The organism is Paenibacillus validus NBRC 15382 (genome assembly GCF_004000985.1).
In the GTDB taxonomy this organism is placed as follows: Bacteria; Bacillota; Bacilli; order Paenibacillales; family NBRC-103111; genus Paenibacillus_G; species Paenibacillus_G validus.
The window spans coordinates 1-21,028 of record NZ_BIMH01000024.1 but is presented as its reverse complement, the minus strand read 5'-3'; the positions used below and the strand labels follow the sequence as shown (position 1 = coordinate 21,028).

The 21,028-nt window shown below is 47.6% G+C and carries 25 protein-coding genes and 1 pseudogene; 17 read left to right on the top strand and 9 right to left on the bottom strand.

Translation table 11 applies throughout. From position 1 onward, the window contains the following. Positions 1-22: 22 nt before the first annotated feature. Together fxsT and PVA01S_RS16040 are read right to left on the bottom strand one after the other, a co-directional pair. The gene (fxsT, locus tag PVA01S_RS16045; protein ID WP_164751863.1) at positions 23-2,428 is read right to left on the bottom strand and encodes an FxSxx-COOH system tetratricopeptide repeat protein; all 2,406 of its coding nucleotides are present in this window, start codon (positions 2,426-2,428) and stop codon (positions 23-25) included. Between the two features lie 47 nt (positions 2,429-2,475). Further along, a complete protein-coding gene (locus PVA01S_RS16040; protein WP_054798191.1) occupies positions 2,476-2,958 on the bottom strand; it encodes a toll/interleukin-1 receptor domain-containing protein in 483 nt (160 codons plus the stop codon). Between the two features lie 339 nt (positions 2,959-3,297). On the opposite strand from PVA01S_RS16040, the gene PVA01S_RS16035 reads away from it, so the two are divergent. The 7 genes from PVA01S_RS16035 (at position 3,298) to PVA01S_RS16010 (ending at position 7,831) form a co-directional block, all read left to right on the top strand. Continuing rightward, on the top strand, positions 3,298-3,753 hold the full coding sequence (locus tag PVA01S_RS16035) for a hypothetical protein (RefSeq protein ID WP_127608459.1): 456 nt from the start codon (positions 3,298-3,300) through the stop codon (positions 3,751-3,753). 101 nt (positions 3,754-3,854) lie between these two features. After that, positions 3,855-4,115, top strand: coding sequence for a hypothetical protein (locus PVA01S_RS16030; RefSeq protein ID WP_054798190.1), 261 nt, complete (start codon positions 3,855-3,857; stop codon positions 4,113-4,115). Between the two features lie 40 nt (positions 4,116-4,155). Further along, positions 4,156-5,469, top strand: coding sequence for a glutathionylspermidine synthase family protein (locus tag PVA01S_RS16025; RefSeq protein WP_127608458.1), 1,314 nt, complete (start codon positions 4,156-4,158; stop codon positions 5,467-5,469). Positions 5,470-5,490: 21 nt separating this feature from the next. Next, entirely contained in the window at positions 5,491-5,925 is a 435-nt protein-coding gene (locus PVA01S_RS16020) for a DUF350 domain-containing protein (RefSeq protein WP_127608457.1), read from the top strand. A gap of 12 nt (positions 5,926-5,937) precedes the next feature. Then, complete coding sequence (gene gloA2, locus PVA01S_RS16015; RefSeq protein ID WP_054798258.1) at positions 5,938-6,327, top strand: SMU1112c/YaeR family gloxylase I-like metalloprotein; 390 nt, start codon at positions 5,938-5,940, stop codon at positions 6,325-6,327. 281 nt (positions 6,328-6,608) lie between these two features. After that, positions 6,609-6,758, top strand: a complete 150-nt coding sequence (locus PVA01S_RS26705; RefSeq protein WP_164751862.1) for a hypothetical protein — start codon at positions 6,609-6,611, stop codon at positions 6,756-6,758. Positions 6,759-7,030: 272 nt separating this feature from the next. Next, a complete protein-coding gene (locus tag PVA01S_RS16010) occupies positions 7,031-7,831 on the top strand; it encodes an IucA/IucC family C-terminal-domain containing protein (protein ID WP_127608456.1) in 801 nt (266 codons plus the stop codon). A 63-nt stretch (positions 7,832-7,894) separates the two neighbouring features. On the opposite strand, the gene PVA01S_RS16005 is transcribed toward PVA01S_RS16010, so the two are convergent. The 3 genes from PVA01S_RS16005 to PVA01S_RS15995 form a co-directional block, all read right to left on the bottom strand. Then, on the bottom strand, positions 7,895-8,089 hold the full coding sequence (locus PVA01S_RS16005) for a hypothetical protein (RefSeq protein ID WP_054798255.1): 195 nt from the start codon (positions 8,087-8,089) through the stop codon (positions 7,895-7,897). 67 nt (positions 8,090-8,156) lie between these two features. After that, the gene (locus tag PVA01S_RS16000) at positions 8,157-8,984 is read right to left on the bottom strand and encodes a hypothetical protein (RefSeq protein WP_127608455.1); all 828 of its coding nucleotides are present in this window, start codon (positions 8,982-8,984) and stop codon (positions 8,157-8,159) included. Between the two features lie 251 nt (positions 8,985-9,235). Further along, positions 9,236-9,544, bottom strand: a complete 309-nt coding sequence (locus tag PVA01S_RS15995) for a DUF3817 domain-containing protein (RefSeq protein WP_054798253.1) — start codon at positions 9,542-9,544, stop codon at positions 9,236-9,238. A 494-nt stretch (positions 9,545-10,038) separates the two neighbouring features. Between PVA01S_RS15995 and PVA01S_RS15990 the strand changes: the two genes are divergently transcribed. The 5 genes from PVA01S_RS15990 (at position 10,039) to PVA01S_RS15970 (ending at position 15,194) form a co-directional block, all read left to right on the top strand. Continuing rightward, entirely contained in the window at positions 10,039-11,016 is a 978-nt protein-coding gene (locus tag PVA01S_RS15990; RefSeq protein ID WP_244932975.1) for an HD domain-containing phosphohydrolase, read from the top strand. Positions 11,017-11,062: 46 nt separating this feature from the next. Then, positions 11,063-12,067, top strand: coding sequence for a globin-coupled sensor protein (locus PVA01S_RS15985; RefSeq protein WP_127608453.1), 1,005 nt, complete (start codon positions 11,063-11,065; stop codon positions 12,065-12,067). Positions 12,068-12,132: 65 nt separating this feature from the next. After that, positions 12,133-12,993 carry an ATP-dependent DNA ligase gene (locus PVA01S_RS15980; protein WP_127608452.1) on the top strand — a complete coding sequence of 287 codons (861 nt, stop codon included), beginning with the start codon at positions 12,133-12,135 and terminating at the stop codon, positions 12,991-12,993. A 96-nt stretch (positions 12,994-13,089) separates the two neighbouring features. Then, the gene (locus PVA01S_RS15975; protein WP_054798249.1) at positions 13,090-13,389 is read left to right on the top strand and encodes a putative quinol monooxygenase; all 300 of its coding nucleotides are present in this window, start codon (positions 13,090-13,092) and stop codon (positions 13,387-13,389) included. A gap of 476 nt (positions 13,390-13,865) precedes the next feature. Beyond that, a complete protein-coding gene (locus PVA01S_RS15970; RefSeq protein ID WP_127608451.1) occupies positions 13,866-15,194 on the top strand; it encodes a TIR domain-containing protein in 1,329 nt (442 codons plus the stop codon). Between the two features lie 69 nt (positions 15,195-15,263). Here the strand turns inward: PVA01S_RS15970 and PVA01S_RS15965 are convergent, their stop codons facing one another. The 4 genes from PVA01S_RS15965 to sda form a co-directional block, all read right to left on the bottom strand. Then, a complete protein-coding gene (locus PVA01S_RS15965) occupies positions 15,264-15,620 on the bottom strand; it encodes a hypothetical protein (protein WP_127608450.1) in 357 nt (118 codons plus the stop codon). A gap of 110 nt (positions 15,621-15,730) precedes the next feature. Continuing rightward, positions 15,731-15,880, bottom strand: coding sequence for a hypothetical protein (locus PVA01S_RS26700; protein WP_155615679.1), 150 nt, complete (start codon positions 15,878-15,880; stop codon positions 15,731-15,733). A gap of 270 nt (positions 15,881-16,150) precedes the next feature. Further along, a complete protein-coding gene (locus PVA01S_RS15960) occupies positions 16,151-16,357 on the bottom strand; it encodes a hypothetical protein (protein ID WP_127608449.1) in 207 nt (68 codons plus the stop codon). Positions 16,358-16,692: 335 nt separating this feature from the next. Next, on the bottom strand, positions 16,693-16,833 hold the full coding sequence (gene sda, locus PVA01S_RS27745; RefSeq protein WP_127608448.1) for a sporulation histidine kinase inhibitor Sda: 141 nt from the start codon (positions 16,831-16,833) through the stop codon (positions 16,693-16,695). Between the two features lie 252 nt (positions 16,834-17,085). Here sda and PVA01S_RS27285 point away from each other — a divergent pair. The 5 genes and pseudogenes from PVA01S_RS27285 to PVA01S_RS15935 form a co-directional block, all read left to right on the top strand. Beyond that, a pseudogene (locus PVA01S_RS27285) lies at positions 17,086-17,224 on the top strand (IS1595 family transposase); the annotation flags it as partial. A gap of 66 nt (positions 17,225-17,290) precedes the next feature. Further along, positions 17,291-17,701, top strand: a complete 411-nt coding sequence (locus PVA01S_RS15950; RefSeq protein ID WP_127608447.1) for a hypothetical protein — start codon at positions 17,291-17,293, stop codon at positions 17,699-17,701. A 235-nt stretch (positions 17,702-17,936) separates the two neighbouring features. After that, positions 17,937-18,236: a peptidylprolyl isomerase gene (locus tag PVA01S_RS15945; protein WP_127608446.1), complete on the top strand. Its 300-nt coding sequence runs from the start codon at positions 17,937-17,939 to the stop codon at positions 18,234-18,236. Positions 18,237-18,474: 238 nt separating this feature from the next. Further along, positions 18,475-19,413 carry an HD domain-containing protein gene (locus PVA01S_RS15940; RefSeq protein WP_127608445.1) on the top strand — a complete coding sequence of 313 codons (939 nt, stop codon included), beginning with the start codon at positions 18,475-18,477 and terminating at the stop codon, positions 19,411-19,413. Between the two features lie 200 nt (positions 19,414-19,613). Next, positions 19,614-20,834: an IS256 family transposase gene (locus PVA01S_RS15935; protein WP_127608444.1), complete on the top strand. Its 1,221-nt coding sequence runs from the start codon at positions 19,614-19,616 to the stop codon at positions 20,832-20,834. Positions 20,835-21,028: the final 194 nt, after the last annotated feature.

The following is a 21,028-nucleotide window of genomic DNA, read 5'->3' as shown; positions in this document are numbered from 1 at the left end:
CTTATTCATCTTCACCAATGTACTAGTTTAGAATGCTCCTGTATTTGGTAAGGGTTGAAGTGAAATTCAAGAAATCTTTTTGGAGTTCGTAGGCAACCAACAAGCATTCAACAGCTTGTTTAATTAACGGATGGCCGGGTGCCAGTTTTTTTTCATAGATCCGAAGTGCCTTGTTGAAATACGTAACCGCCTTATCCAAATAGAACGGAAGACGCGTCATGCAGTACGAGAATCCCAAATTGAGATAACTCTTCGCTAACTCGCTATGATCGGATTTATAAAATTTTTTCTCCATAGCCAGTCCTTGTTCCAAATATTCAATGGCTTCGGTCGTTTTTCCTAAACTTTGATAAGCCGTTCCAATATTAACGAGCTGCGTTGCGGCTTCCAATGAACCGTCCGGGAATGCTTTTTGATTGATGGCAAGCGATTTTCTGTAAAATTTGATGGCAAGTCGATGCTTCCCTTTATGATTATAAGCGAGACCTACGTTGCAAAGGCGAACCGCTATTTTCGGGTGATCCATGTCCAGGTATTGACGGTCGATCCGGTAACAGCGTTTAAAATAAGCGAGCGCTTCGTCATATTGCTCCTGATTAATGAGCGCCAGCCCGAGGTTATTGCAATCGGTTGCCACTTTGGGATGCTCGCGGCCAAACAACTCTTCATCCATCCCGAGGGCTAAACGGCAATGCTGCTCCTGCTCATTGAATCGGTGAAGATTGCTGTAGGCTTGACCGAGGAGAATGTGGCAGGTCGCTATGGAAGGATGCTTGTCGCTGTACAAATCCTGTAACAACTTTATGTTTTGGTTAAGAATTTCTAACCCTCGTTCGTTTTGATCCAGTCTTAAAAGCAGCTCGGCATAGTTGCCATTAATATTGACGGTTTGCAATGATTTTTTTCCGAATTTTTTCCTTGACCCCCGCAGTGCTTGAATAAAAAATGTTCTCGCTTCGGGAAACCGATTCGTTTTCAACAACAGCAAGCCGTAATGATTGTAGGTGGCGTACTCGTTGCTTGCCTTACTTCTCGAAATCAATTGTAGCGCTTGTTGATACAAAGACTCCGATTTTGCGTATTGTGCCATGCGGTAATAGGTAAAAGCCAGCCCGCTGTAGGGGTCGATCAAGCCTTCATATTGTTCGCCTAAAGACTTTTTGACCCAATCGATCGTTTCTTCATAAACATGGATCGCTTTTTCGTAGTTGGAGGTTAGCGTGAAATACTGTCCTAAAAAAGTCATTAAATCAATGGCTTGATCCGTAAATTGATCCATTTGCAGCGCATGTTCGGTAGCGCGTACCAGATGGGGAACAAGCCGTTCGCCGCTAGCGGTGATCTCCAGTTCCGTTTCGTTGCATTTGGAGGTCGATTTTTCCAATAGCCGCAGCACCAGACGCAGCGTCTCCCGTTGCTGGGATTCCGGCAATCCCGCGCGTACAATCTCTTGGATCAGCCGGTGCATGGATAGCGAAGCCTGATCCGCATGAATGATAGAAAAACGCCGTAATTCATAAATATAAGAGTTAAGCGTTAATGAATCCCTAATGGGGTAGTGTTCGAGCTCCAAATCTGTATCGTCCTGGACAAACAAGTCCTTGGGGATATCCTCAGGATGAAGGAAGCTCATCGCGTTAAGCAGACATAGCGCATCCGGCTTACTATCGCGTATTCGCTCCAGCGCTAGTTCCGTGACCTTAACTACCGTAAAATTGTAATTGTACGGTTGGAAAAGCTGGAGCAGCTTTGACTTATATTTATTGTATTCCTCGATATAATCTGCAAGTGAACAGCGGGTGGCTTCAATGTAGGCCCCTGCTTGTTCCAGCGCTAGTGGAAGATTGCCCAGAAGATTGGCCAACTGAAGGGCGGCAGCAGGGTCTGAAACGCCGGATCGCTGCTGGAGATACAACGCTGAATAGTCAGGATCCAGGAGGCCCAGTTCAATCGGTTCGGCAGCATGCATCCAGTTCGGGTTTCTGCTCGTGAGCAGAATGTTACCCCGGACCTCGTCCGGTAAAAAAGTTTGAAGAAGCTTAGGATCATCCATATTATCAAAAACTAACAGCCACCGTTCGTTCGCGCCAAGCCAGTTTTTGACCAGTTCCAGATTGCTGCGTTGCTCCTGATCCGGGTCTATGGGTAATTTCAGCTTTTCTCCGAGCCCGATAAAATCTTTCAGCGCCAGCGTTTCATCTTCTGCGCTCATCCAGTAGATCAGGTCGTATTGATCTTTGAATGTACGGATGTATTCGTACACAATCTGGGTCTTGCCAATCCCGGCCATACCGTGAATAGCAAAAATGCGGTTAGATACCGCTGTATGAACATGGTGGTTCAGATCGGCTATAAACGTATCTCTGCCTACGAAGTTTTTGTTTTTCAGGTGGTGCGGAATATTCCAGTGTGAACGTCTGGCAGACACGGTTTGTGGGCCCATCAAGTGTGTGTCTGATTGTCCCGATGAGCCTGCTAGGGGTTTACACGATTACCCGGGAACGGAACAGTCTTTGCCGCTGCTCCCGGAAAAACGGGTGCTTGATTTGGCTTTGCCCGCCCTAGCTGCACGCCTTGAAGCAGCGCTTCTTCCGCTTCATCGGCCGGTTTGTCGAGCAGGTCGATGTAGATGAGCGGTTTTAACAGACCTTCCAGTTCGCATGGTTTAACGCGCACAGTCAGCAGGGTAGACTGATTACCAGTCGGATCATGAACAAATGCACTTGCCCATTCCGGCTGCGTAAATGCTGAATTCAAATAATCTTGCGACAACACGGCGATGGTTCTTTGGCATTGACTGGCAGCTTCCTGCATTTTTAGAATAAAATTATTTCCCGGTCTGAAATCCCAAGCCTGGATGACGGTTTGATAACCTTTTGCTTCCAACACCCAAGCGATCCATTCCGCCCACTGCACGTCGTTCTTGTTGTAGCTAATAAAGAAGTCTTTATTCGACATATTCATACCCCTCATCATTCGCTATAAAAGATGGAAACAGCTATATATTCGACATCATCCATACATTTCCTTTTATTGCCCGACATGTGAGCTTGTCGCGCTGCCGGTGTACGCGCCTGGGAAATGTACCTGATTTTATCCGAAGGCGCAACTTTGGAGCCCGAAAGTGCGTCTAAGCGAAATGGTAATGGGTAATGCGGCCGTTGTTACGAAACGAATCTTTAGGCGCGGTTGCACGTATGAATGGTACGGATGCCGGATAAGGGCGGATGCAGCCCGCAGGCCGCGGACGACGCCTTGATGCCTCCGCGCGGTCGATGACGGAAAGGAGCGGTTTACTTGGCGCGATTGGAATATCGGTTATATACGGAAGGCGGCGAGACGTTCCCGGTCCTTTATTACTACGAGCAGATCGGGAGAGACGAGGCGGCGCTTCGGTTCGCTTGCGATTATTTCGTCAAAAGCGGACGGGTGTATGAAAAAACGTCATGCGCCGTCGAGTCGGACGGTTACGTCATTTATGTGAAAGAAGCCGAAGAGGAGCGAACGATGCCATGGCGCCGGCCGGATGTGAACGGCCCGCGCGGCATCTACATGGAGCTGCGGGAGTACAGCGAAGGCACAGCCGACTACCGGCTGGTCGAGACTTACCGCTTCGCCGATACGCTGGAAGCAATGCTGCATGTGCAAGCGAATTATTTATATGCGGAAGGTCGGGAGTGGCAGCGCACGTCTTCGGAAATCGATGAAGACCGCGAAACGTATGTATATTACGCCATTTCGACTTCGACGTAAATGAATGCAATAGCCCGGAGGGAGAGGCGGCGGAGTTTGGCTTGCCCGGCTCCCGGGCTATGTAATCGCGGTCAGCCGCAAGGGGAGGGGTGAAACGAACGATGGGTCTAACGAAAAGCAGAACGCGCAAAGTCGTTTCGCTGTTCGTCGCTTCGGCGCTCGTGATCGGCGGTGCGGCCGGCTGTTCAAGTAACGGCAGCTGCACGGATCGAAATCAAGACGGCTATTGCGATGACGGAAGCGGGGGACATTCGTCGGGCTACTACGGCGGCTCCAGCGGTAAGGTGAAAAGCAGCACGAGCGGTGCGACATCCGGGATCAGCAAGGGCGGTATCGGCAGCAGCGGGAGCTCCGGCTCTTGACGTGACGGCTCGGGTACAATCGAAACGGAGGAGATGGACCATGACCAAGGAAAGCCGGAGGGTTGCAGATCTCACCTATGCCGAGCGTCGAGAAGCGCTGTATGAGCCGCTGCGCCGGGAAGGCGTGTTCACTTGGGATTGGTTGTACGGCCAAGAGTATGCACTGGCCGGGCTGTGCCGTATCCGCCGGAGCCGGCTTGAGGAGATGCGCCGCGCTGCGGAGGCGCTCGGGCGCGTGTATGCGCGCACCGTGCAGATCGTACAGCAGGGCGAGCCCGCTTTATGGACGGAGCTCGGGCTGCCGGAGGCGTCGTTCGGCGCGCTGCGGCTTCGCTTTGATGACACGGTGCCGACGATGATCGGCCGGTTCGATTTTGCGCTGACGCCGGACGGCCTTAAGATGCTGGAGTTCAACAGCGATACGCCGACGGGCATCGTCGAGGCTTTTCACGCGAATGGGCGCATCTGCGCAGCCTACGGCGCGGAGGACCCGAACGCGGGCTGCAGCGAGGCGCTGGGCGAAGCGTTCGAGCGGATGCTGCGGCTGTACCGGGAGGCCGGTTACCCGACGGAGCGCTTTGTGTTCAGCGCGCTCGGCTGGCACGAGGAGGATGCGGGTACGACGCGCTACCTGCTGCAGCAGTCCGGCGTTACCGGCGCTGCGTTCGTGCCGCTGGCCGACCTGCGGGTGAAGGGCGAACGCCTATGGGCGCCGGGCCTGCCGCCGGCCGGCTCGACCGCCTTCGCTGAGCAGCCGCTGCAGCCGGTTGACGTGTTATACCGGCTGCACGCGCTTGAGAAGCTGGCCGAAGACCGCGACACGGACGGTTACCCGACCGGCGAGCATGTGCTGCGGCTGATTGCGGACCGCCGGTTGGCAATCGTCAATCCGCCGTCGGGCTTTGCCGCGCAGACGAAAGCGCTGCAGGCGCTCATCTGGAACCTGCACGAAGCGGACGAGTTTTATACCAAAGAGGAGCACGACACGATCAGGCGGTACATGCTGCCGACTTACTTGGAGCCTTGCTTCGAGCCGGGAACGCCGTATGTGGCGAAACCCATACTCGGGCGGGAGGGCAGCAGCGTCACGATCTATGACGGCAGCGGCGCCGCCCGGGAATCGAGCGGCGAACAGGAGTACGCCGATCAACCGATGGTGTACCAGCAATTTACCGAGCTGCCGCCGATCCGGGTAGAGACGGCGAACGGCCCGTTCGACGGTCGTCTCCTGTGGGGCTGTTTCCTGATCGATGGCAAAGGTTCGGCGGTCATCGCGCGCGTCGGCGGAACCATCACGAGCAATATATCCTATTATTTGCCGTGCGCTTTGGAGGAAGAGGGCACTGAAAGCTAATTTGCGGGAGGAGAATCGAAGGTGGAGCAATTCGAAAGCGTCGTTAATTTTTTCATGTATTTGGGGGTTACGGTGCCGCTTGTCGGGTTAGGGCTATTGTTTTTCAACCTCGTCACGCCTTACAATGAGTTCCGGTTAATTCGCGATGCCGGGGATGTCACCGATCCGGTCAAGGCGGCGGCAGGCAAAGCGGCGGCCTACGATCTCGGCGGCAAGCTGATCGGTCAAGTGCTGGTGCTCGCTTCCGCGGTGTATCATTCCCTGGGGCTTGTCGATTTGATCGTATGGGGATTGATCGGCATCGCCTTCCAGATCCTTATATTTTACTTGTTCGAATTGTTGACGCCATTTAAGGTGTTGGCCGAAATTCCCAGGGGAAACGTCTCCGTCGGCATCTTCTCGTTCTGCTTGAGCCTCGCCTCCGGTTTGCTGATGGCCTCGCTGATCAGTTACTAAGGAGCGGACGCGATGATTCCTATTAAACGCATTCATCATGCCGCCATCATTTGCTCGGACTATGAAAAATCGAAGCACTTTTACGTAAACATCCTCGGACTTACGGTACATAACGAAACGTATCGCGCCGAACGGAACTCCTATAAGCTGGATCTGAGGGTCGGCGGCATCTACCAAATCGAGCTGTTCTCGTTCCCCGAAGCGCCGGTGCGCTCGAGCTATCCGGAGGCCCGGGGGCTGCGGCACTTGGCTTTCGAGGTGGACGACGTGGAGGCGGCGGCCGCCCGCCTGACCGCTCAAGGCGTACAGGTCGAACCGATCCGGGTTGACGAGACGTCGGGCAAACGGTTCACATTCTTCGCGGATCCCGACGGACTGCCGCTCGAGCTGTACGAAGCTTAGCGCTGCCAGGAAGGAATAACCGCGCGCAAGACAGGAACGAAACGAAGCGCCTGCTGCCGGCAGGCGCGTTGCCCAGCATGCCCCGCAAGAAGATGTGCCGATCTCGGGCGGTCCCGGGACCGGTCTTCAGAATATGACAACGAAGTTGAAAGAAGGACGGTCCTGGAATACGGCTGGACTCGTTTGCCGGATTGAACCGTCTGAAGAACTTAAGATCGTTGCATCGGCATAACGAACCGTTCGCAGCTGCGATCGGTAGCAAGGAGCGGGAGGGGTTGTGCATGGGAGGGATTTTCATCTTTGTCGCGGTCGTTGCCGTCAATTTGATGTTGCTCCTGTTTACCAGTCTGATCGGGGTTGTGCTGATGGATTTGTCCCTCATCGTCACGTTATTAATCGTCGTCTACGAGAACCAATTGAAGCTGCTGTAAGGGGGAGCCCCGGAGCCGGACTTATCGAGGCGGGAGGAGCTGCTGCGGCAGGCGGAGCAATCCAAAGAGGAATTTGACGAGAGTGATTTGCCGAGCGCCAAGGACATTATAGAGTTGTCGGATCGTGACGACGAAAGGCGCAGCGACAACTAGTCAAATTGAACGTGGTAAAAGAAAGCGTCTTCGGTTATAATTGAAAATGAAAATCGTTATCAGCCTATAACGAGGTTAACTTTCCTTTATCGATCCGCGAAAGAAGGCGCTGCATCCTGATGGACTTTCTGACATTGGAACAAAAATATCATATTCGTCGAGAAGACCCGGAGCACTTGATTTGTTCGATTCCTGCCGCCGAATTGCTGGAGCGGCCTAATATGCAGCAGTTTCTGGAGCTTTACGGGACGCGTATCCACGCGCTTGAACCGGCTGCGTCCGCCGCTTATTTCAGCGGATGGCTTGGTTATGCGGCGTTTGCACAGCAGTATGCGCTGTCGTTTCACAATCAGGCGTTAGACCTGTCGCTCTCAAACTTCGTTGTGCAGCTGCACGTCAAGGAGAGCTATACGGCTATCTCGTTTAAGCTCGTTCGCGAGGCGGCGCAGCCGGCTCCCGCCGGGGAAGCGGAAAGAACCGCGTGGCTGCGCCGAACGCTGACGGAGCTCTACGGCACGACGTTTCGTCCGCTGCTGGAGGCCGCTTCGGAGGCCGCGGGAATCGAAGTCGGCCAATTATGGGGTCAATTCCCGACGAAGCTGAATTACTTGATGGACGATCTATTGGCGGAGGCGGAAGAGCATGAGCTGCGTGAGCGGATTGCTGAAGACTACAACCGCTTAAGACAGGAATTGAACGGCGAGGTGTTTGGCCGTGCCAAAAATCCGCTCGACGTCAAAATTCGCTGGATGGAAGACTTGAAAGATCCGGACAAGCGTATCCGTATGAAAAACGCCTGTTGCTTGTATTATCGAACCGAAGGCGGCTTTTGCTGCTATACGTGCCCGCGCTTGACGGAAGAGCAGCGCGAGGAGCGCCGTACACAGGCGCGGAAGACGGCAATCGCGCAGGGCTCTTAGCGCTAGGGCTTGCCATACCAAACAAAAACGGAACGAAGGTCGATGACTTTCGTTCCGTTTTCATTAGGCGTGATAGCTGCCGACCGGTTCGTTCAATACCCATTCAAGCAGCATGATTTGTTCGTCGAGCCGGTCGATTTGCTGCCGCAGCGGATGGTTGTCCGCGCCCGCGGCTTCGTTTTCCAGCCGGGACTCCAACGTTTTCTTCTGCATCAGAAGCTCGTTGAGCTTGCGTTTCACTTGATTTTCGGTTCTCATCGTTCCCACCCTTTCTTCTCTGGTATGATCTTACCAGAAAAGGGGAGAGCCGAAAAGGCTGGTCCGCTTAAACCATTTCTGCGTAGACGTGTTCATGAGCCTGGCTCAGGAAGGCATCGGGAACTGGGGCCTGAAGCTCGTAGAAAGGAACCGCGCGAACTGCTGCGCGGCACATCGCGGCGGTTTTGGCCGATTCATGCGTGTCGAGTGCTTGAAAGGCCAGTAAATGCCGCAGTCGGCTGACGGCTTCGGTTTCGCTGAGCCGAATTCGGCGAGAATGGAGCGTAGGGCGGTTCAGCAGACACTCGTCTAGCTCGCCATTCAGATGGATTTCAAGCGGATTTCGCAACGAACCGCTGCGGAAAGGCGAATTGAACGCCCGGAGATGATCGCCGGACACTTTAATCAGCGCAGCTTCATCCGATAACAGGGTGTGGGCAAACGGCTTTTCGTTCGTCATGAATGGCCGTGGGGAGGACGTATCGGCGGACATGAGGACACGACCGTCTTCGATCCAACAAGTCGCCCGTACGAGGAGTCCCCACTCCCGGTATGTAATGAGCGCGCTGTACAACGTCAGGAGAGCCTGATTTAAAGCCAAAAGATCATACGCCTCGATCGTTGCTTCCGAATAGTCGCGTGAGACGACGATCAGGAAGTCGCTTCGCCAATATTGTATGAATGCCGCAGTGCAGGAAATTTGCGCTGGCCGCCCGTCGAAGGATTGACCGTACCCTACGTTCGCGCTCAGGATGAGGTCGATCGGGGAGGCGAAGGTATAGCTGGTTGCCGGAACCGCGCAAAATGTACGCGCCGCCCACGTATATAACGTGTCCGAAGGCACTTCCATAACGAGACGGTGTTCGGCAATGTTCAATTCCAGCAAATGAAACATGCAAATCCCCTTTCTATAAATACGATACAAACCGTATAACGTCAGCTGTGACCTTTTACATTGCCGATAGTTTTCTGAAAGGAACAAGATCTGCTCCATTATGTAACTATAAGATACGTAATGTATCGAGTCAAGCGCTTTTATACACCGTTTGTATCCTAGATAAGAGAAAAGCGGAACTAAGGCAGCCTCGTTCCAGGCTATCAGGCCGTAAAGCCCGGATATGAGCCGGAATGAAGATCCTTGTTCCGCTACTGCGGGATAGTTGGCCGCTGCTCTTTTCTCAGCCTCAGGTCGAACAGGAATGGCCCGAACGGCACGAAGGCGGCAATAATCGCAAGCCCTATTTTCCCCATGGACCAGCGATGCACGAAGGCAGCGTTGGCAATGGCCAGCAGGTACAGCACGAAGAAGAGGCCGTGGAGTTGCCCGACTGTCGTAACGGCTTGCGGCATCTCGAAGGCATACTTCAGTGGCATGGCGATTCCGAGCAGAATGAGGAAGGAAAGGCCCTCGATCGCACCGATCAAGCGCAAACGTCCTAGAGCGGTTGTGAGCATCGTTACACCTCGAATGACATTTATCGTTTAAAACTCACTCTTCATTATAACAACAGGCCGCAGGGAACGCCATGGACGAGATGTGAACATGAATCGAAATCAAATATTGATAATCTTCGGTATAAGATTGCTTCGATCGGATATCCTAACTAAGGACGGTGACAAGAGAGGTGTGGTTCCGTTGGGCGATCTAACGAGCAATACCAGGGAAGTTGTTATTGAAACCAATTAGGAGCGAGGGGATGTGCCGCAGACACGTTAATGTAGTGCTAAACTGCATGGTGTGATCAAGGTTTGACCCGAGGTTCAGAAGGTTCAAGGCAGTGTACCCATTCCATCACCGTCAGGGACTCCGAGAGGAGTCCTTTTTTAATGCATGGATAATCGAACGTGTGTTCTTTGTTGGCCGTAAACAGGCCTGGACATTTGTGCGAAAGACGTGCTATTGTAACTTTGGTTACATTTATTTTGCATAAAGAATAAGGGGAATGGCCTTGAATCAGAACTTACGTATGTTCCTCTCGTTATCCGATGCCGTCATTATTACCGATGCCGACCATCGTATTCTTGATGTGAACCAGACATACGAGGAAATTACCGGGTACAAACGCGAGACCATCATAGGTGCCAGAGCAAGCATTCTAAAAACGAAATTTACCACAGAAGCGACCTATAGAAGCATGTATGAGGCGTTGCATAAAAAAGAGAGCTGGGCAGGCATTTTTATCAATAAAAAGAAGAGCGGCGAACTTTGGCATTCTTCCATTTCGATTACTCCTTTTCTTATCGAAGGGGAGTGGTTCTACGTCGGACTGTTCAGGGAACTGGAAGATTTGCGAGAAGGCATCTACATAGCGGAAGAACGAAGAAGCTCCTTTCAAGCCGCGCTTCTGAAAGTGCTGGCTATTTCCTGTGAAATCAGAGATCCCGCGATCGAGGAACATCTAACAAGAGTCCAGCAACTAACGGAGCGGTTAATAACGACTCATAATGAGCGCTTGAATCTTAAGCTGAAGGATGAATATGTCCGCAGTGTAAGTCACTCCAGCATTATGCACGATATTGGGAAATCCGGGGTACCCGAAGGTATTTTATATAAGCCGGGGCAGTTAACAAGCTATGAACGTTTAATTATTGAAATGCATCCGCTCATTGGTGTAGATATTCTCGAAAAAATAAATGCAGAGCTGGACGATGAGTTTTTTAAAGATGAATTCGATGTAGCCAGAAACATTATCCTGCACCATCACGAGAAATGGGACGGATCTGGTTATCCTCATCGATTGAAGGGCGCTGACATCCCATTAGAAGCTCGTATTGTCAGTGTGGTGGATGTTTATGACGCTTTAACTTCACGAAGGCCTTACAAGGAAATTTGGGGAGAGGAGAGAACATTGGAATTCCTGCTGGACCACCGTGGATCGTTCTTTGATCCGGATATTATAGATTCGTTTCTTCTTATATTGAAATAAAAGTAGAGTAAGCAGATTTGACTTCATGATGCAGAGGAGCGTACCCATGCTAAACTTATCGGAAGCACGAAAACAACAGCTTGATTACATCGGCATTACCAGCGAAGATTTAACGCTTTTGCAAAGTAAAGAACCTATATTTAAACAAGTCGTGGACACACTGGTTGATGAACTGTATGAACGGATCATGCAGCGATCAGAACTGAAACGGATTATTGAGGCTCACAGCACGGTTGAACGATTGAAGGAGACGCAAAGGTGGTATTTTCTTTCGCTTGCGACCGGTACCATTGACAATGAATTTATTGAAAAAAGGATTTTTATAGGTCAGGTTCATTCTCGAATCGGTTTAACGACGCAGTGGTATTTAGGAACGTATTTGCTGTATTTGGACTTGGCAACCCATCATTTCAAACGGACGATGCCTGACGCATGGTTATCGGTCATCCAAGCGCTTACCAAAATGTTTAATTTCGATTCTCAATTAGTTTTGGAAGCTTATGAATTCGAAGAGAAGAAGAAAGTCCAAACGCTCGCTGATGAACGGGGCCGTCTCTTGCACGGGATTAGTTCCGCCGTCCAGGAACTTGCTTCGATGATGGTGGAACTCAGCAGCAGCAGCCAATCGGTTGCAGATTCCGCTATTCGTTCCTCGGAATCTCAGGATAAATCCTATCATATGGTGCAATCGCTTACTCAAGAAGTGACGCATATTGAAAATATGGGTTCCCTGATCAAAGAAATATCGGATCAAACTCATTTACTTGGTCTCAACGCGGCCATTGAAGCGGCGCGCGCCGGTGATCAGGGGCGCGGCTTTGAGGTTGTAGCCAATGAAGTTCGTAAATTAGCTTCAAGGTCGAAGGAGGCGCTTGAGCAAATTCAGGAGAAGCTTGAAGTGATTTCACGTTTACTGCGAGAGGTTGAGCATGAGTCCCACCAAACGTCCATCCAAGCGCGGACCCAGGCGGCCAGTTCCGAGGAGTTATCTTCGTTTGTGCAGATGATTGAGAAAGTGACCGCTGATCTTGAGCAATTGCAATCCAACTGAAACCCCAGTGATTCCCTGATTATTCGTGCATAATCCCCGTGGTACAATGATTGCGGGTGATTCTTATGTTCATAGCGCCGATGCTGCTTGAATCACGTCCGGAGCCATTCTCAGACGACGGATGGATTTTTGAACCGAAACTTGATGGTCATAGGGTGATCATGTCGCGGCAATCCGATGAAACCAGATTATGGACGATGCAGGGGAATGAATGCACGAGGCAATTTCCCGAGCTGCACCTGCCGCCAATGGACGGCGATTTCGTGCTGGATGGCGAAGTCTGCTGCACCGATCCGGAGACAGAAGCGATAGATGTTGAGCTTGTGATGGAACGATTCCGGCTGAAAAAGAAAAACAAAATCGATACGTACTCGAAACAGCAGCCGGTGAATTATATAGTTTGGGACATTTTGTTCCATAAGGGTCGGGATTTGCGGCAGCTGCCGCTAATGAAGCGACGCTCGATTCTGGAGTCTGTTCTTGAGTCGAATCCGAATATATCGATCGTGCCGCATATCGATGGCCGCGGTGAGGATCTATGGGAATATGTCGTGGCGAACCGAATGGAGGGGATTGTCGGAAAGCGGAAAAACAGTAAATACGTGTCCAGGCAATCCCATGATTGGCAGCAAATTATTAACTACCAGTATGCGGATGTGTACCTTGCAGGGTATCGTAAAGATGGATCGGGTTGGCTGATTCATCTGGAAGAGAACGGCAGGCTGCGTCCTTCAGGCATGCTCGAGCTTGGGGTGACGGCTGAGCATCGAGAAACGTTTATGAGCCTGTCCCGGAAACTCCAAGCCCGTGAAGGCCCCAGCTTTGTCTATTTGGAGCCGAAGATAAGAGCTCGGGTGAAATACCGGAACCGGACGCGCGGCGGGATGCTGCGGAAGCCGGAGCTTGTTCAAATTTGTGCAGAATGAACGCATGCATGAAGCGGGTGGATCGGCTATACTCAGGAGAGTGCAGGCGATCCCCGCACTTGGTAAACAGAATCGTTACATCAGGAGGATGAACCCGTGATCGCATTTACAGCTACGTTAAAAGCAAAGCCTGGAAAAGAAAAGGAACTTGAAGAAGCGCTGATTCATATGGTGTCACAGGTGCAAAACGAGGAAGGGGCGTTGGCGTATACCCTGCTCCGGGCCAAAGACGATCCGGGCCAATTTACATTCTACGAAAAGTATAAAGATCAAGCGGCCTGGGATTTCCATGACAACACTCCGCATATACGGGAATTGCGCGAAAAGTTTGCCTTGCTGGTAGATGGAGAAATTAAGCTGACCCATTATGAAGAAATCGCATCCATCCGCCGGTAATTTTTTTGAACGTAGAGATACAATAATTTCTTTGTCACGGGACATCCTACATAAGGACGGTGACAAGAGAGGTGTGGTTTTCGTTGGGCGATCTAACGAGCAATACCAGGGAAGTTGTTATTGAAACCAAATAGGAGCGAGGGGATGTGCCAAAGACACATTAATGTAGTGTACAACTGCATGGTGTGATCAAGGTTTGACCCGAGGTTCAGAAGGTTCAAGGCAGTGTACCCATTCCATCACCGTCAAGGGACTCCGAGAGGAGTCCTTTTTATTTTGCGGCGCGACGGGGAACGTATGTTCCGGAGATATGAGATGAGATGACCAAGCCCGGCAGGACAATGGCCATTACAAAAAAACGATATACTTTTATGGTGATATTTGTTATTTTTTATATGATTGAACTATAGGGTTGTTTCCAATGGTGCAGGAACGTTTGTGTATGGTGACAGGCCATCTTTCGAAGAGGTGCACAGATGAAAGTCTTTATTAGTTACAGCCATGAGGATAAAGATATAACCAATCGAATTGTACGCGAATTAGAAACAGCGGGTCACCACATTTGGCTGGATTCCTGGAGAATCGAACTGGGTGACAATATTTTTGAAAAAATTAAAGAGGGCATTGATAACGCGGATGCCATCATCGTCGTCATCAGTAAAAATTCTCTGAACTCCAGAGGGGTGTTAAAAGAATTTTCGGCAATGGCGCTGGCAGATATATCAAGGGGCAGCAGAAGGATCATACCGGTCCTCATTGACAAAAGCAGCGTGCCCAGTTATCTTTCGGAAATCAAGTATTTAGATTTATCGTCTAACTTTGAAGATGGACTTAAAGAGTTAATCGAAAGCTTGTTCGATAGAGTCGAAGATGGATTTACAGCAGCGGCATCGAACACTTTTACAGTTTCGCACGATAAAGATATTAAAGTCATTGCCAAATCGTTGTCGGACGGAAGGCTCACCTTGATTTGCGGAGCCGGTATTTCCATAAGTGCGGGGATTCCGGCTTGGAATGTGCTATTAAATAAACTATTGGAATCCATGATGACCCGAATATCGAATAATCATGATATTTCAATCGATTTCAGCAATATCGATGACATTAACAGCAGATATTCCAGTCTAATCATCGGCAAGTACCTGAAAAATAATCTGGGCGATGACTTCCAGGCAGAAGTGCGCAATGCCCTGTACTCCTCCGATATTAGGATTAACGATACGATCGAATCCATAGCAAATCTGGCACGGCCCCAACGGGATCGCAAACCGCTTGATTCCATTATAACCTTTAATTTTGACTCGCTCATTGAAGAGCATCTTACTAACAATAATATAAAAAATAAACCGATTTATTGTGAAGGTTTAAAACACAATTCCGATGAAATCCCCATTTATCATGTGCATGGTTACTTGCCAAGATCAAGCCCTATTCCAAAGGATTCCAATATTGTGTTTAGTGAGGATTCCTATCATAGTCAATTTATCGAACCTTTCAGCTGGTCCAATCTTATTCAGCTCAATAAGTTAAACCAGAACACGTGTCTATTGATTGGTTTAAGTTTAACGGATCCTAATTTAAGGCGCTTGCTGGATGTGTCCTCCAGGAAAAATTCAGAGAAGAAAATCAATCATTATATTATTAAGAAGGTACCTACAACTTATCGCGGGGATACTGAGATCATAGATAGACTGGCTTTTTTATTGGAAGAGCAGGATGCGAATGATTTAGGGCTTAATGTATTGTGGATTCATTCGTTCGAAGAAATTCCCGACATTTTAAATCGAATCAATATTGAATCATGATGATGTAGAATGACTAGAACAGGGATGAATGCACTCAGGTCAGGAAAAAATACGGCAATGCGTATGTGTTTACTGGAAGTGCGTGATAAACTGGATCAGGCGAATATAGTCCTCGATAAACATAGGATTCGCAGCTGCAAGCTGGCCTCTGTACCCTACAGACGTCAGCTTGTTTGGTTTTCGTTTATAAGAAAAGTGCTGGAAGGTTGTACAGCCGATTAGAAGCATGGAGAAGTTGGAGCAGATGAGGTCAGTTTTCAGAAAACGGTCGGAGCGCGACTGGTTTCTGCTGGTGATGGGCGTTAACGTGGGCTGCGGATCGGTGACCTGCTGCAGCAGATACTTAGCTACAGCGTGCCGAGCATCACCATGCGATACATGGGGACCAACCAAGACATTATAGACGAAGCTATTGGCGACTTTCACTTGTGAAGTGCAGCATCGGATTGATCCCCTATGAAATCCCGATCATAGATGCCGGAAGCCACCCTATTCCTAAATGTCTACACAAATGGATTCACTGCGGGGTCTATAATTTAAATAATCAAAAGCTTTTTGAGGATGAATTCAATAAATCCTTGCTTCTTACGTTTTCTTTTCGATCTAGGTATAAATGGAGATTCATGGGCACTCTTTCTTGAGAGAAGCAGGTTTAGTTCTTCTTGAGTCAAGCCGGCTTCGAACATGGTGATTCAACTCCTTAATAACATTGTTCCCATTAAGAATATCGGCAACCTCGAGCACTAACTGAATAGGGAGAAAAGGGGAATCTCTTTCGCTTTCCAAAGGAATGAGATTTTAGGGTGGACGGGAATCCCGGAACGATTGCAGGCGGCAGTGACAACGGATATCTTGATGTTGTGTTCGACGGCAAATATATCGAGGTGAACTGCCATCCATGGTGGCGGACAGGTCTGAAAATGATGTTTCTCCCTCTAAGGGGAGAAGAGGCCATCTTAATGCCCCTCTTCTCTGTGCTGCGATTGCTCCTTACAGCTGTCCTTGTATAAAAATTTTAAGAAGAATAGCGGCGACGTGTAGAGTTCGGTACTTCCTAAAGTCTCCGCCCAACTAATAATAACTAAGAAAGGCAAAAGACCTATGACGAAGACAGCTAAGAACAAGCCAACAGAAAGCGATAAAAGTGCTTTTCTGATCGACATACTTCCCACCTCCCGTCTGTCTTTATCTTCTATGTATATGCATGAAGGCTTGGTCATATTTGGGAAAAGCCGAAACATGTCCGGAATGGCTAGCATTGCTATCGAAGAAATGAAAACACTGACGGGAAAACGCTTATGGCGACGGACCCGTACTTGGGTGGCTCCTGGAGTAAAACGCATCCTTTTTGGGATGTTATCCTGGTTGGGACCGGCAAAAAGTAACTTTATCCTATTTACTAAATAAGGCGGGGCATATTGCCCCACCAGTGAAGGGCGTAGAACCCATCCGCCCTTCATATTTTAGTTAAAAAGTTAGTCAGTAATGGCGGCGAATCCTACTCATCTTGTTTCTGAAGCACAGACTGAATATTAATCCTCCTGCGATCAATCTCCTCCTCGAGCATTTGTACAAAATCCCGGTCTAACTCATGTTCAATAGCTATTTTGTATGCATCGATTAGTTCGGCGTCAGTCATCCTTCGCACTCAAATGTCTCCTTTGAAGCGAATGGATTCCATCCCTTCACCGTAGTTCAGAATCCTACAGATGGAATGAAATGTATATAAAAAAATTGGTTAATGCTTCATGCTGATATTCACATCATGCAAACTCATATTTTGTAATATGTGGGTATAAACCCGTTCGAAGAGGTTAGACATCGGGAGAGCATTCAGCACTTACGCCAAAGACAAGAGATGACCTCATTATTGCTTTAAAGCAGCTGGACTAGCTATCGTAGTCGATTAAAGTGTTGGAGAAACCGGTTTAACGGCGTTACAACCCCATATTTGCAACACTATTTTGCTTGGTATCGTTATTTAGATAGCAAAGAATATGAAAACACGAAGGCAAACAAGGAAAATATGCTGTCTTGTCTAGCTTGAACGCTGTAACTAATTCTAACAAACGGTTTCAACAAATGGAGGCGATTTCATGAAACCAATAATAACATCTTTTGTTCTACTATTCGTTATTCTCCCTTTTATTGCTGAGTGCAGTAAAACTGTACCAGAACCTCAATTAACCACGAAAAAACTGTATGAGCTATACCCTGGCGATATTCAGAAAGTTGATTATATCGAGATTCGCAGTGGGGAAACGGGTCATCTCAAAACGTATACAGACAAGAATCAGATACAAGATTGGATTGGTCAGGTTCGTAATTTTAAATTCGTTCCCGACCCCAATCAAGAAGATAGAAGCGGTTTTCTATATGGGGTTTCTTTGTTTGAAAACAAGGAACTAAAGCTTGGGTTTACTCCCAATAGCACGGGCGGGCATTATTATATTTACAATGAAGAATTGAAAAATAAAATTCAAGAGCTATACGAAAGTAAACAATAGAACAATAATGAAGACAAGAGTTTTTCCCACGCGTTCGGATATTGCTATAGTTGAACAAAAAGTGATGAGTATGAACAACTTAGTAACAACATTGAAGACGTTCTCGCAATTATTGAATTAAAGTTTAAAGGATATGCCACCAACATTGACCCATTTAATAAAGATATCAAGGAGACACAAAAATATTTAAATAAAAAGAAGTACAGAAACGGCCAGTTTTACTTGGGATTTATACATGAAGCAGAATACCCACTTGCACAAGTATCATGGCTTACTAAACGTCAACAAAACTCTTGGGCCAGAGGCAAGCTTACTGAATTATCAGGATTCTATAATGATGACAAAGGATGAAGCCAGCCTGATGCTAAACCAAATGCCCAACTATACCATTTTCGGAAAAGTAACCAGTGGGATGGATACGGTATTAAAGATTGCTGAGACTCGAGTTAGTAGGAGCAACCTGACGAGTGAATCTAGTCAACCTACTGAAAATGTAATTATCCAGTCAGTTGAGATAATTGAAAAGGATATTTAATAAACTTCAGCGGCACCTAACAAGGTGTCGTTTTTAATTCTTTTTTCCTGAAAAATGATATACTCTTTTGGCGAATTTTGTTATTTTATTATAGTGGAAATATGATAATGCCTCGGTTGTTTGACTGTTGCATATAGTTGTTATGTTTAATTCTGTAATTGAATATTCAGTTTGAATCATCAATGAGTGTGGCAGTGTTCTCAGAAAATAAAATTCTAAAGTGAGGGAATAGCTCGGTATGTATTCAGCTGTAGAAAATTTTAAAAGTAAAATAGAACTTGATCCCCCTAGATTAGTGAAATTTTTAGAAAGTAGGAAAAGTGAATTCCTTACCAATATTTACGAGCTTGCTAGGAATGTAGAATTTGTATTGAATAATGAGATTCCAAAAACGTTCCCTAAGTACACAATGCATGATATTAATCATTCGATCCGAGTTATGGAGAATATGTTTAGCTTGATTCCTAATATTGAAGAACATGATGAACTGGATATAACCATACTTATTTATTCAGCATTACTTCATGATATAGGGATGGCTGTTACTGATGCTGAAAAAATACAAATCAAAAGTAATACCTATCCATACTCAGACATAGTTTTTGAAGCATTACTAGAGAAATTCTGTGGTAATGAGACTGAAGCAATGCAAGAATATATTAGGAAGATTCATGCAATAAGATCTGCAGAAATTGTAAGAAAACAATATTCGAATTATTTTACTATTCCTTCATATCCAAGTAGTAATATTATGGAAGAGGTTGCATTAATTTGCGTGGCTCATACAGAAGATATTGGTTTCTTAAAACAAAATTTAAAGTCATACGATGAAAAAGGGAAATATAAGATTAACCCTTATTTTTGCGGTATTTTATTACGATTAGGTGATATTAGTGATTTTAATAGTAACAGAACTCCACGAAAGCTTTATGAACTAATTAATCCTGAAAATAAAAGTGATGAAGAATGGAAAAGTCATTTCATTATCGAGAATAGCGAAATAATCAAAAAGGATGATGCCAATTCACAAAGCTATATAGCATTTTATGGACGTTGTTCTGATCCGAAAATTCATAGAAATGTTTTAGGTTATTTCGATTGGGTCAATAACGAAATATATAACGCAAATTTAATTACTTCAACTATGAATAACCGTTATAAAGTAAGCGTCAAATAACTCGGTGGATAGAAAAAAGAGCAAAACTCGTGTAAACAGAGCTTTGCTCTATTGGCAGGCTTCCTGGACTTCTGGGCTCCAGGGAAGGTAATCTTCAAGAAACTCCGGATGTGGGTCTGTAAAATAAATCGTGTAACCTCTTAAACCGGGGAAAAATGGGCATACTTTTATCATAGAAAACCCGGTGGAGGTACGAAGACATGATCGAGAAGTTTTGGACCAAAAAGGATTTGCGTGAGTTTGTAAAAGAACACAACTTTCAATCGGTTGAACACATTCAAACAACCTTGAAGGAATTGTTTAAGGACGTACTTGAAGAGGCGCTCCAAGCTGAGTTGGATACGCAGCTGGCGTATGATCGTTACGATGCCAAAAGCAAAAAAACAAAGAACAGCCGCAATGGTTACAGCAAGAAAACCGTATCTTCGGAGTATGGGGACATTGAAATCCAAGTGCCTCGTGACCGCTTGGGCGAGTTTGATCCGGTTGTGGTGAAGAAGCATCAAACCAATGTCACAGGGATTGAAGACCAAATTGTGGCTCTCTATGCTAAGGGAGTAAGCACGCGAGATATTCAAGATCACCTGCTGAATCTGTATGGCGTTGAGGTTTCACCTACACTCATTTCAAACGTTACAAATAAAATTGTTCCCATCATTAAGGAATGGCAAAACCGGCCGCTACAAAACATCTACACGGTTGTCTTCTTGGACGCGATCCACTTTAAAGTAAAGCAGGACGGGCATATTGTAAACAAAGCGGCCTATATGGTCATTGGGATTGATCTGGAAGGCAACAAAGACGTACTCGGCATTTGGATTGGCGAGAATGAATCCGCCAAGTTCTGGCTCAGCGTACTGAATGATCTCAAGAATCGTGGAGTGCAGGACATTCTCATTGCCTGTGTAGACAACCTAACGGGCTTCACCCAGGCCATCTCTGCATGCTACCCGCAAACGGAGATTCAAAAATGTATCATTCATCAGATTCGAAACAGCACGCGATACGTATCCTACAAAGATCTCAAGAAGGTGACGGCTGACCTTAAACCCATTTACAAGGCGGCTACGGAAGAAGCTGCTCTGCTGGAGCTGGATCGTTTTGAAGAGACCTGGGGAAGTAAATATCCCCTGTTAGTGAAATCATGGAGGCAGAACTGGGATGAATTGTCGACTTTCTTCAAGTATCCTCCGGAACTTCGGAAGCTCATCTACACGACGAACATGATCGAAAGCTACCATCGGCAGCTTCGCAAAGTCACGAAAGGCAAGAGCATTTTTCCAACGGATGAATCGCTTTTAAAAATGTTATATCTTTCCACGATGGACGTACTAAAAAGGTGGACGGGCCGCGTGCAAAACTGGGGACAGATTTTGCTGCAACTCACGGTATACTATCCAGAACGCGTTCAAGTACGTTAAAAGCGGCTTTACTTGGAGGGGCAGGCATGATAGGCTGGATGCCGGTGCGAACAGTCTTCAGCTATTCGCCCTTTCGCAAGGACATCATGCCTGCCGGAGGTTCCAAGTCAAGCCGCGGCTCACTGTTACTAGACTCGGGAAAGAGAGATTACACAAAATTATTGACAGACTCCCGGATGTTGTCCAAACTGAAC

Bases quoted from the DNA above. Each gene is read 5' to 3' on its own strand.
- PVA01S_RS16040 (WP_054798191.1), bottom strand. From the start codon at position 2,958: ATGTCGAATAAAGACTTCTTTATTAGCTACAACAAGAACGACGTGCAG.
- PVA01S_RS16030 (WP_054798190.1), top strand. From the start codon at position 3,855: ATGGGTCTAACGAAAAGCAGAACGCGCAAAGTCGTTTCGCTGTTCGTC.
- PVA01S_RS16025 (WP_127608458.1), top strand. From the start codon at position 4,156: ATGACCAAGGAAAGCCGGAGGGTTGCAGATCTCACCTATGCCGAGCGT.
- gloA2 (WP_054798258.1), top strand. From the start codon at position 5,938: ATGATTCCTATTAAACGCATTCATCATGCCGCCATCATTTGCTCGGAC.
- PVA01S_RS26705 (WP_164751862.1), top strand. From the start codon at position 6,609: ATGGGAGGGATTTTCATCTTTGTCGCGGTCGTTGCCGTCAATTTGATG.
- PVA01S_RS16010 (WP_127608456.1), top strand. From the start codon at position 7,031: ATGGACTTTCTGACATTGGAACAAAAATATCATATTCGTCGAGAAGAC.
- PVA01S_RS16005 (WP_054798255.1), bottom strand. From the start codon at position 8,089: ATGAGAACCGAAAATCAAGTGAAACGCAAGCTCAACGAGCTTCTGATG.
- PVA01S_RS16000 (WP_127608455.1), bottom strand. From the start codon at position 8,984: ATGTTTCATTTGCTGGAATTGAACATTGCCGAACACCGTCTCGTTATG.
- PVA01S_RS15995 (WP_054798253.1), bottom strand. From the start codon at position 9,544: ATGCTCACAACCGCTCTAGGACGTTTGCGCTTGATCGGTGCGATCGAG.
- PVA01S_RS15985 (WP_127608453.1), top strand. From the start codon at position 11,063: ATGCTAAACTTATCGGAAGCACGAAAACAACAGCTTGATTACATCGGC.
- PVA01S_RS15980 (WP_127608452.1), top strand. From the start codon at position 12,133: ATGTTCATAGCGCCGATGCTGCTTGAATCACGTCCGGAGCCATTCTCA.
- PVA01S_RS15970 (WP_127608451.1), top strand. From the start codon at position 13,866: ATGAAAGTCTTTATTAGTTACAGCCATGAGGATAAAGATATAACCAAT.
- PVA01S_RS26700 (WP_155615679.1), bottom strand. From the start codon at position 15,880: ATGTTCGAAGCCGGCTTGACTCAAGAAGAACTAAACCTGCTTCTCTCA.
- PVA01S_RS15960 (WP_127608449.1), bottom strand. From the start codon at position 16,357: ATGTCGATCAGAAAAGCACTTTTATCGCTTTCTGTTGGCTTGTTCTTA.
- sda (WP_127608448.1), bottom strand. From the start codon at position 16,833: ATGACTGACGCCGAACTAATCGATGCATACAAAATAGCTATTGAACAT.
- PVA01S_RS15950 (WP_127608447.1), top strand. From the start codon at position 17,291: ATGAAACCAATAATAACATCTTTTGTTCTACTATTCGTTATTCTCCCT.
- PVA01S_RS15945 (WP_127608446.1), top strand. From the start codon at position 17,937: ATGAAGCAGAATACCCACTTGCACAAGTATCATGGCTTACTAAACGTC.
- PVA01S_RS15940 (WP_127608445.1), top strand. From the start codon at position 18,475: ATGTATTCAGCTGTAGAAAATTTTAAAAGTAAAATAGAACTTGATCCC.
- PVA01S_RS15935 (WP_127608444.1), top strand. From the start codon at position 19,614: ATGATCGAGAAGTTTTGGACCAAAAAGGATTTGCGTGAGTTTGTAAAA.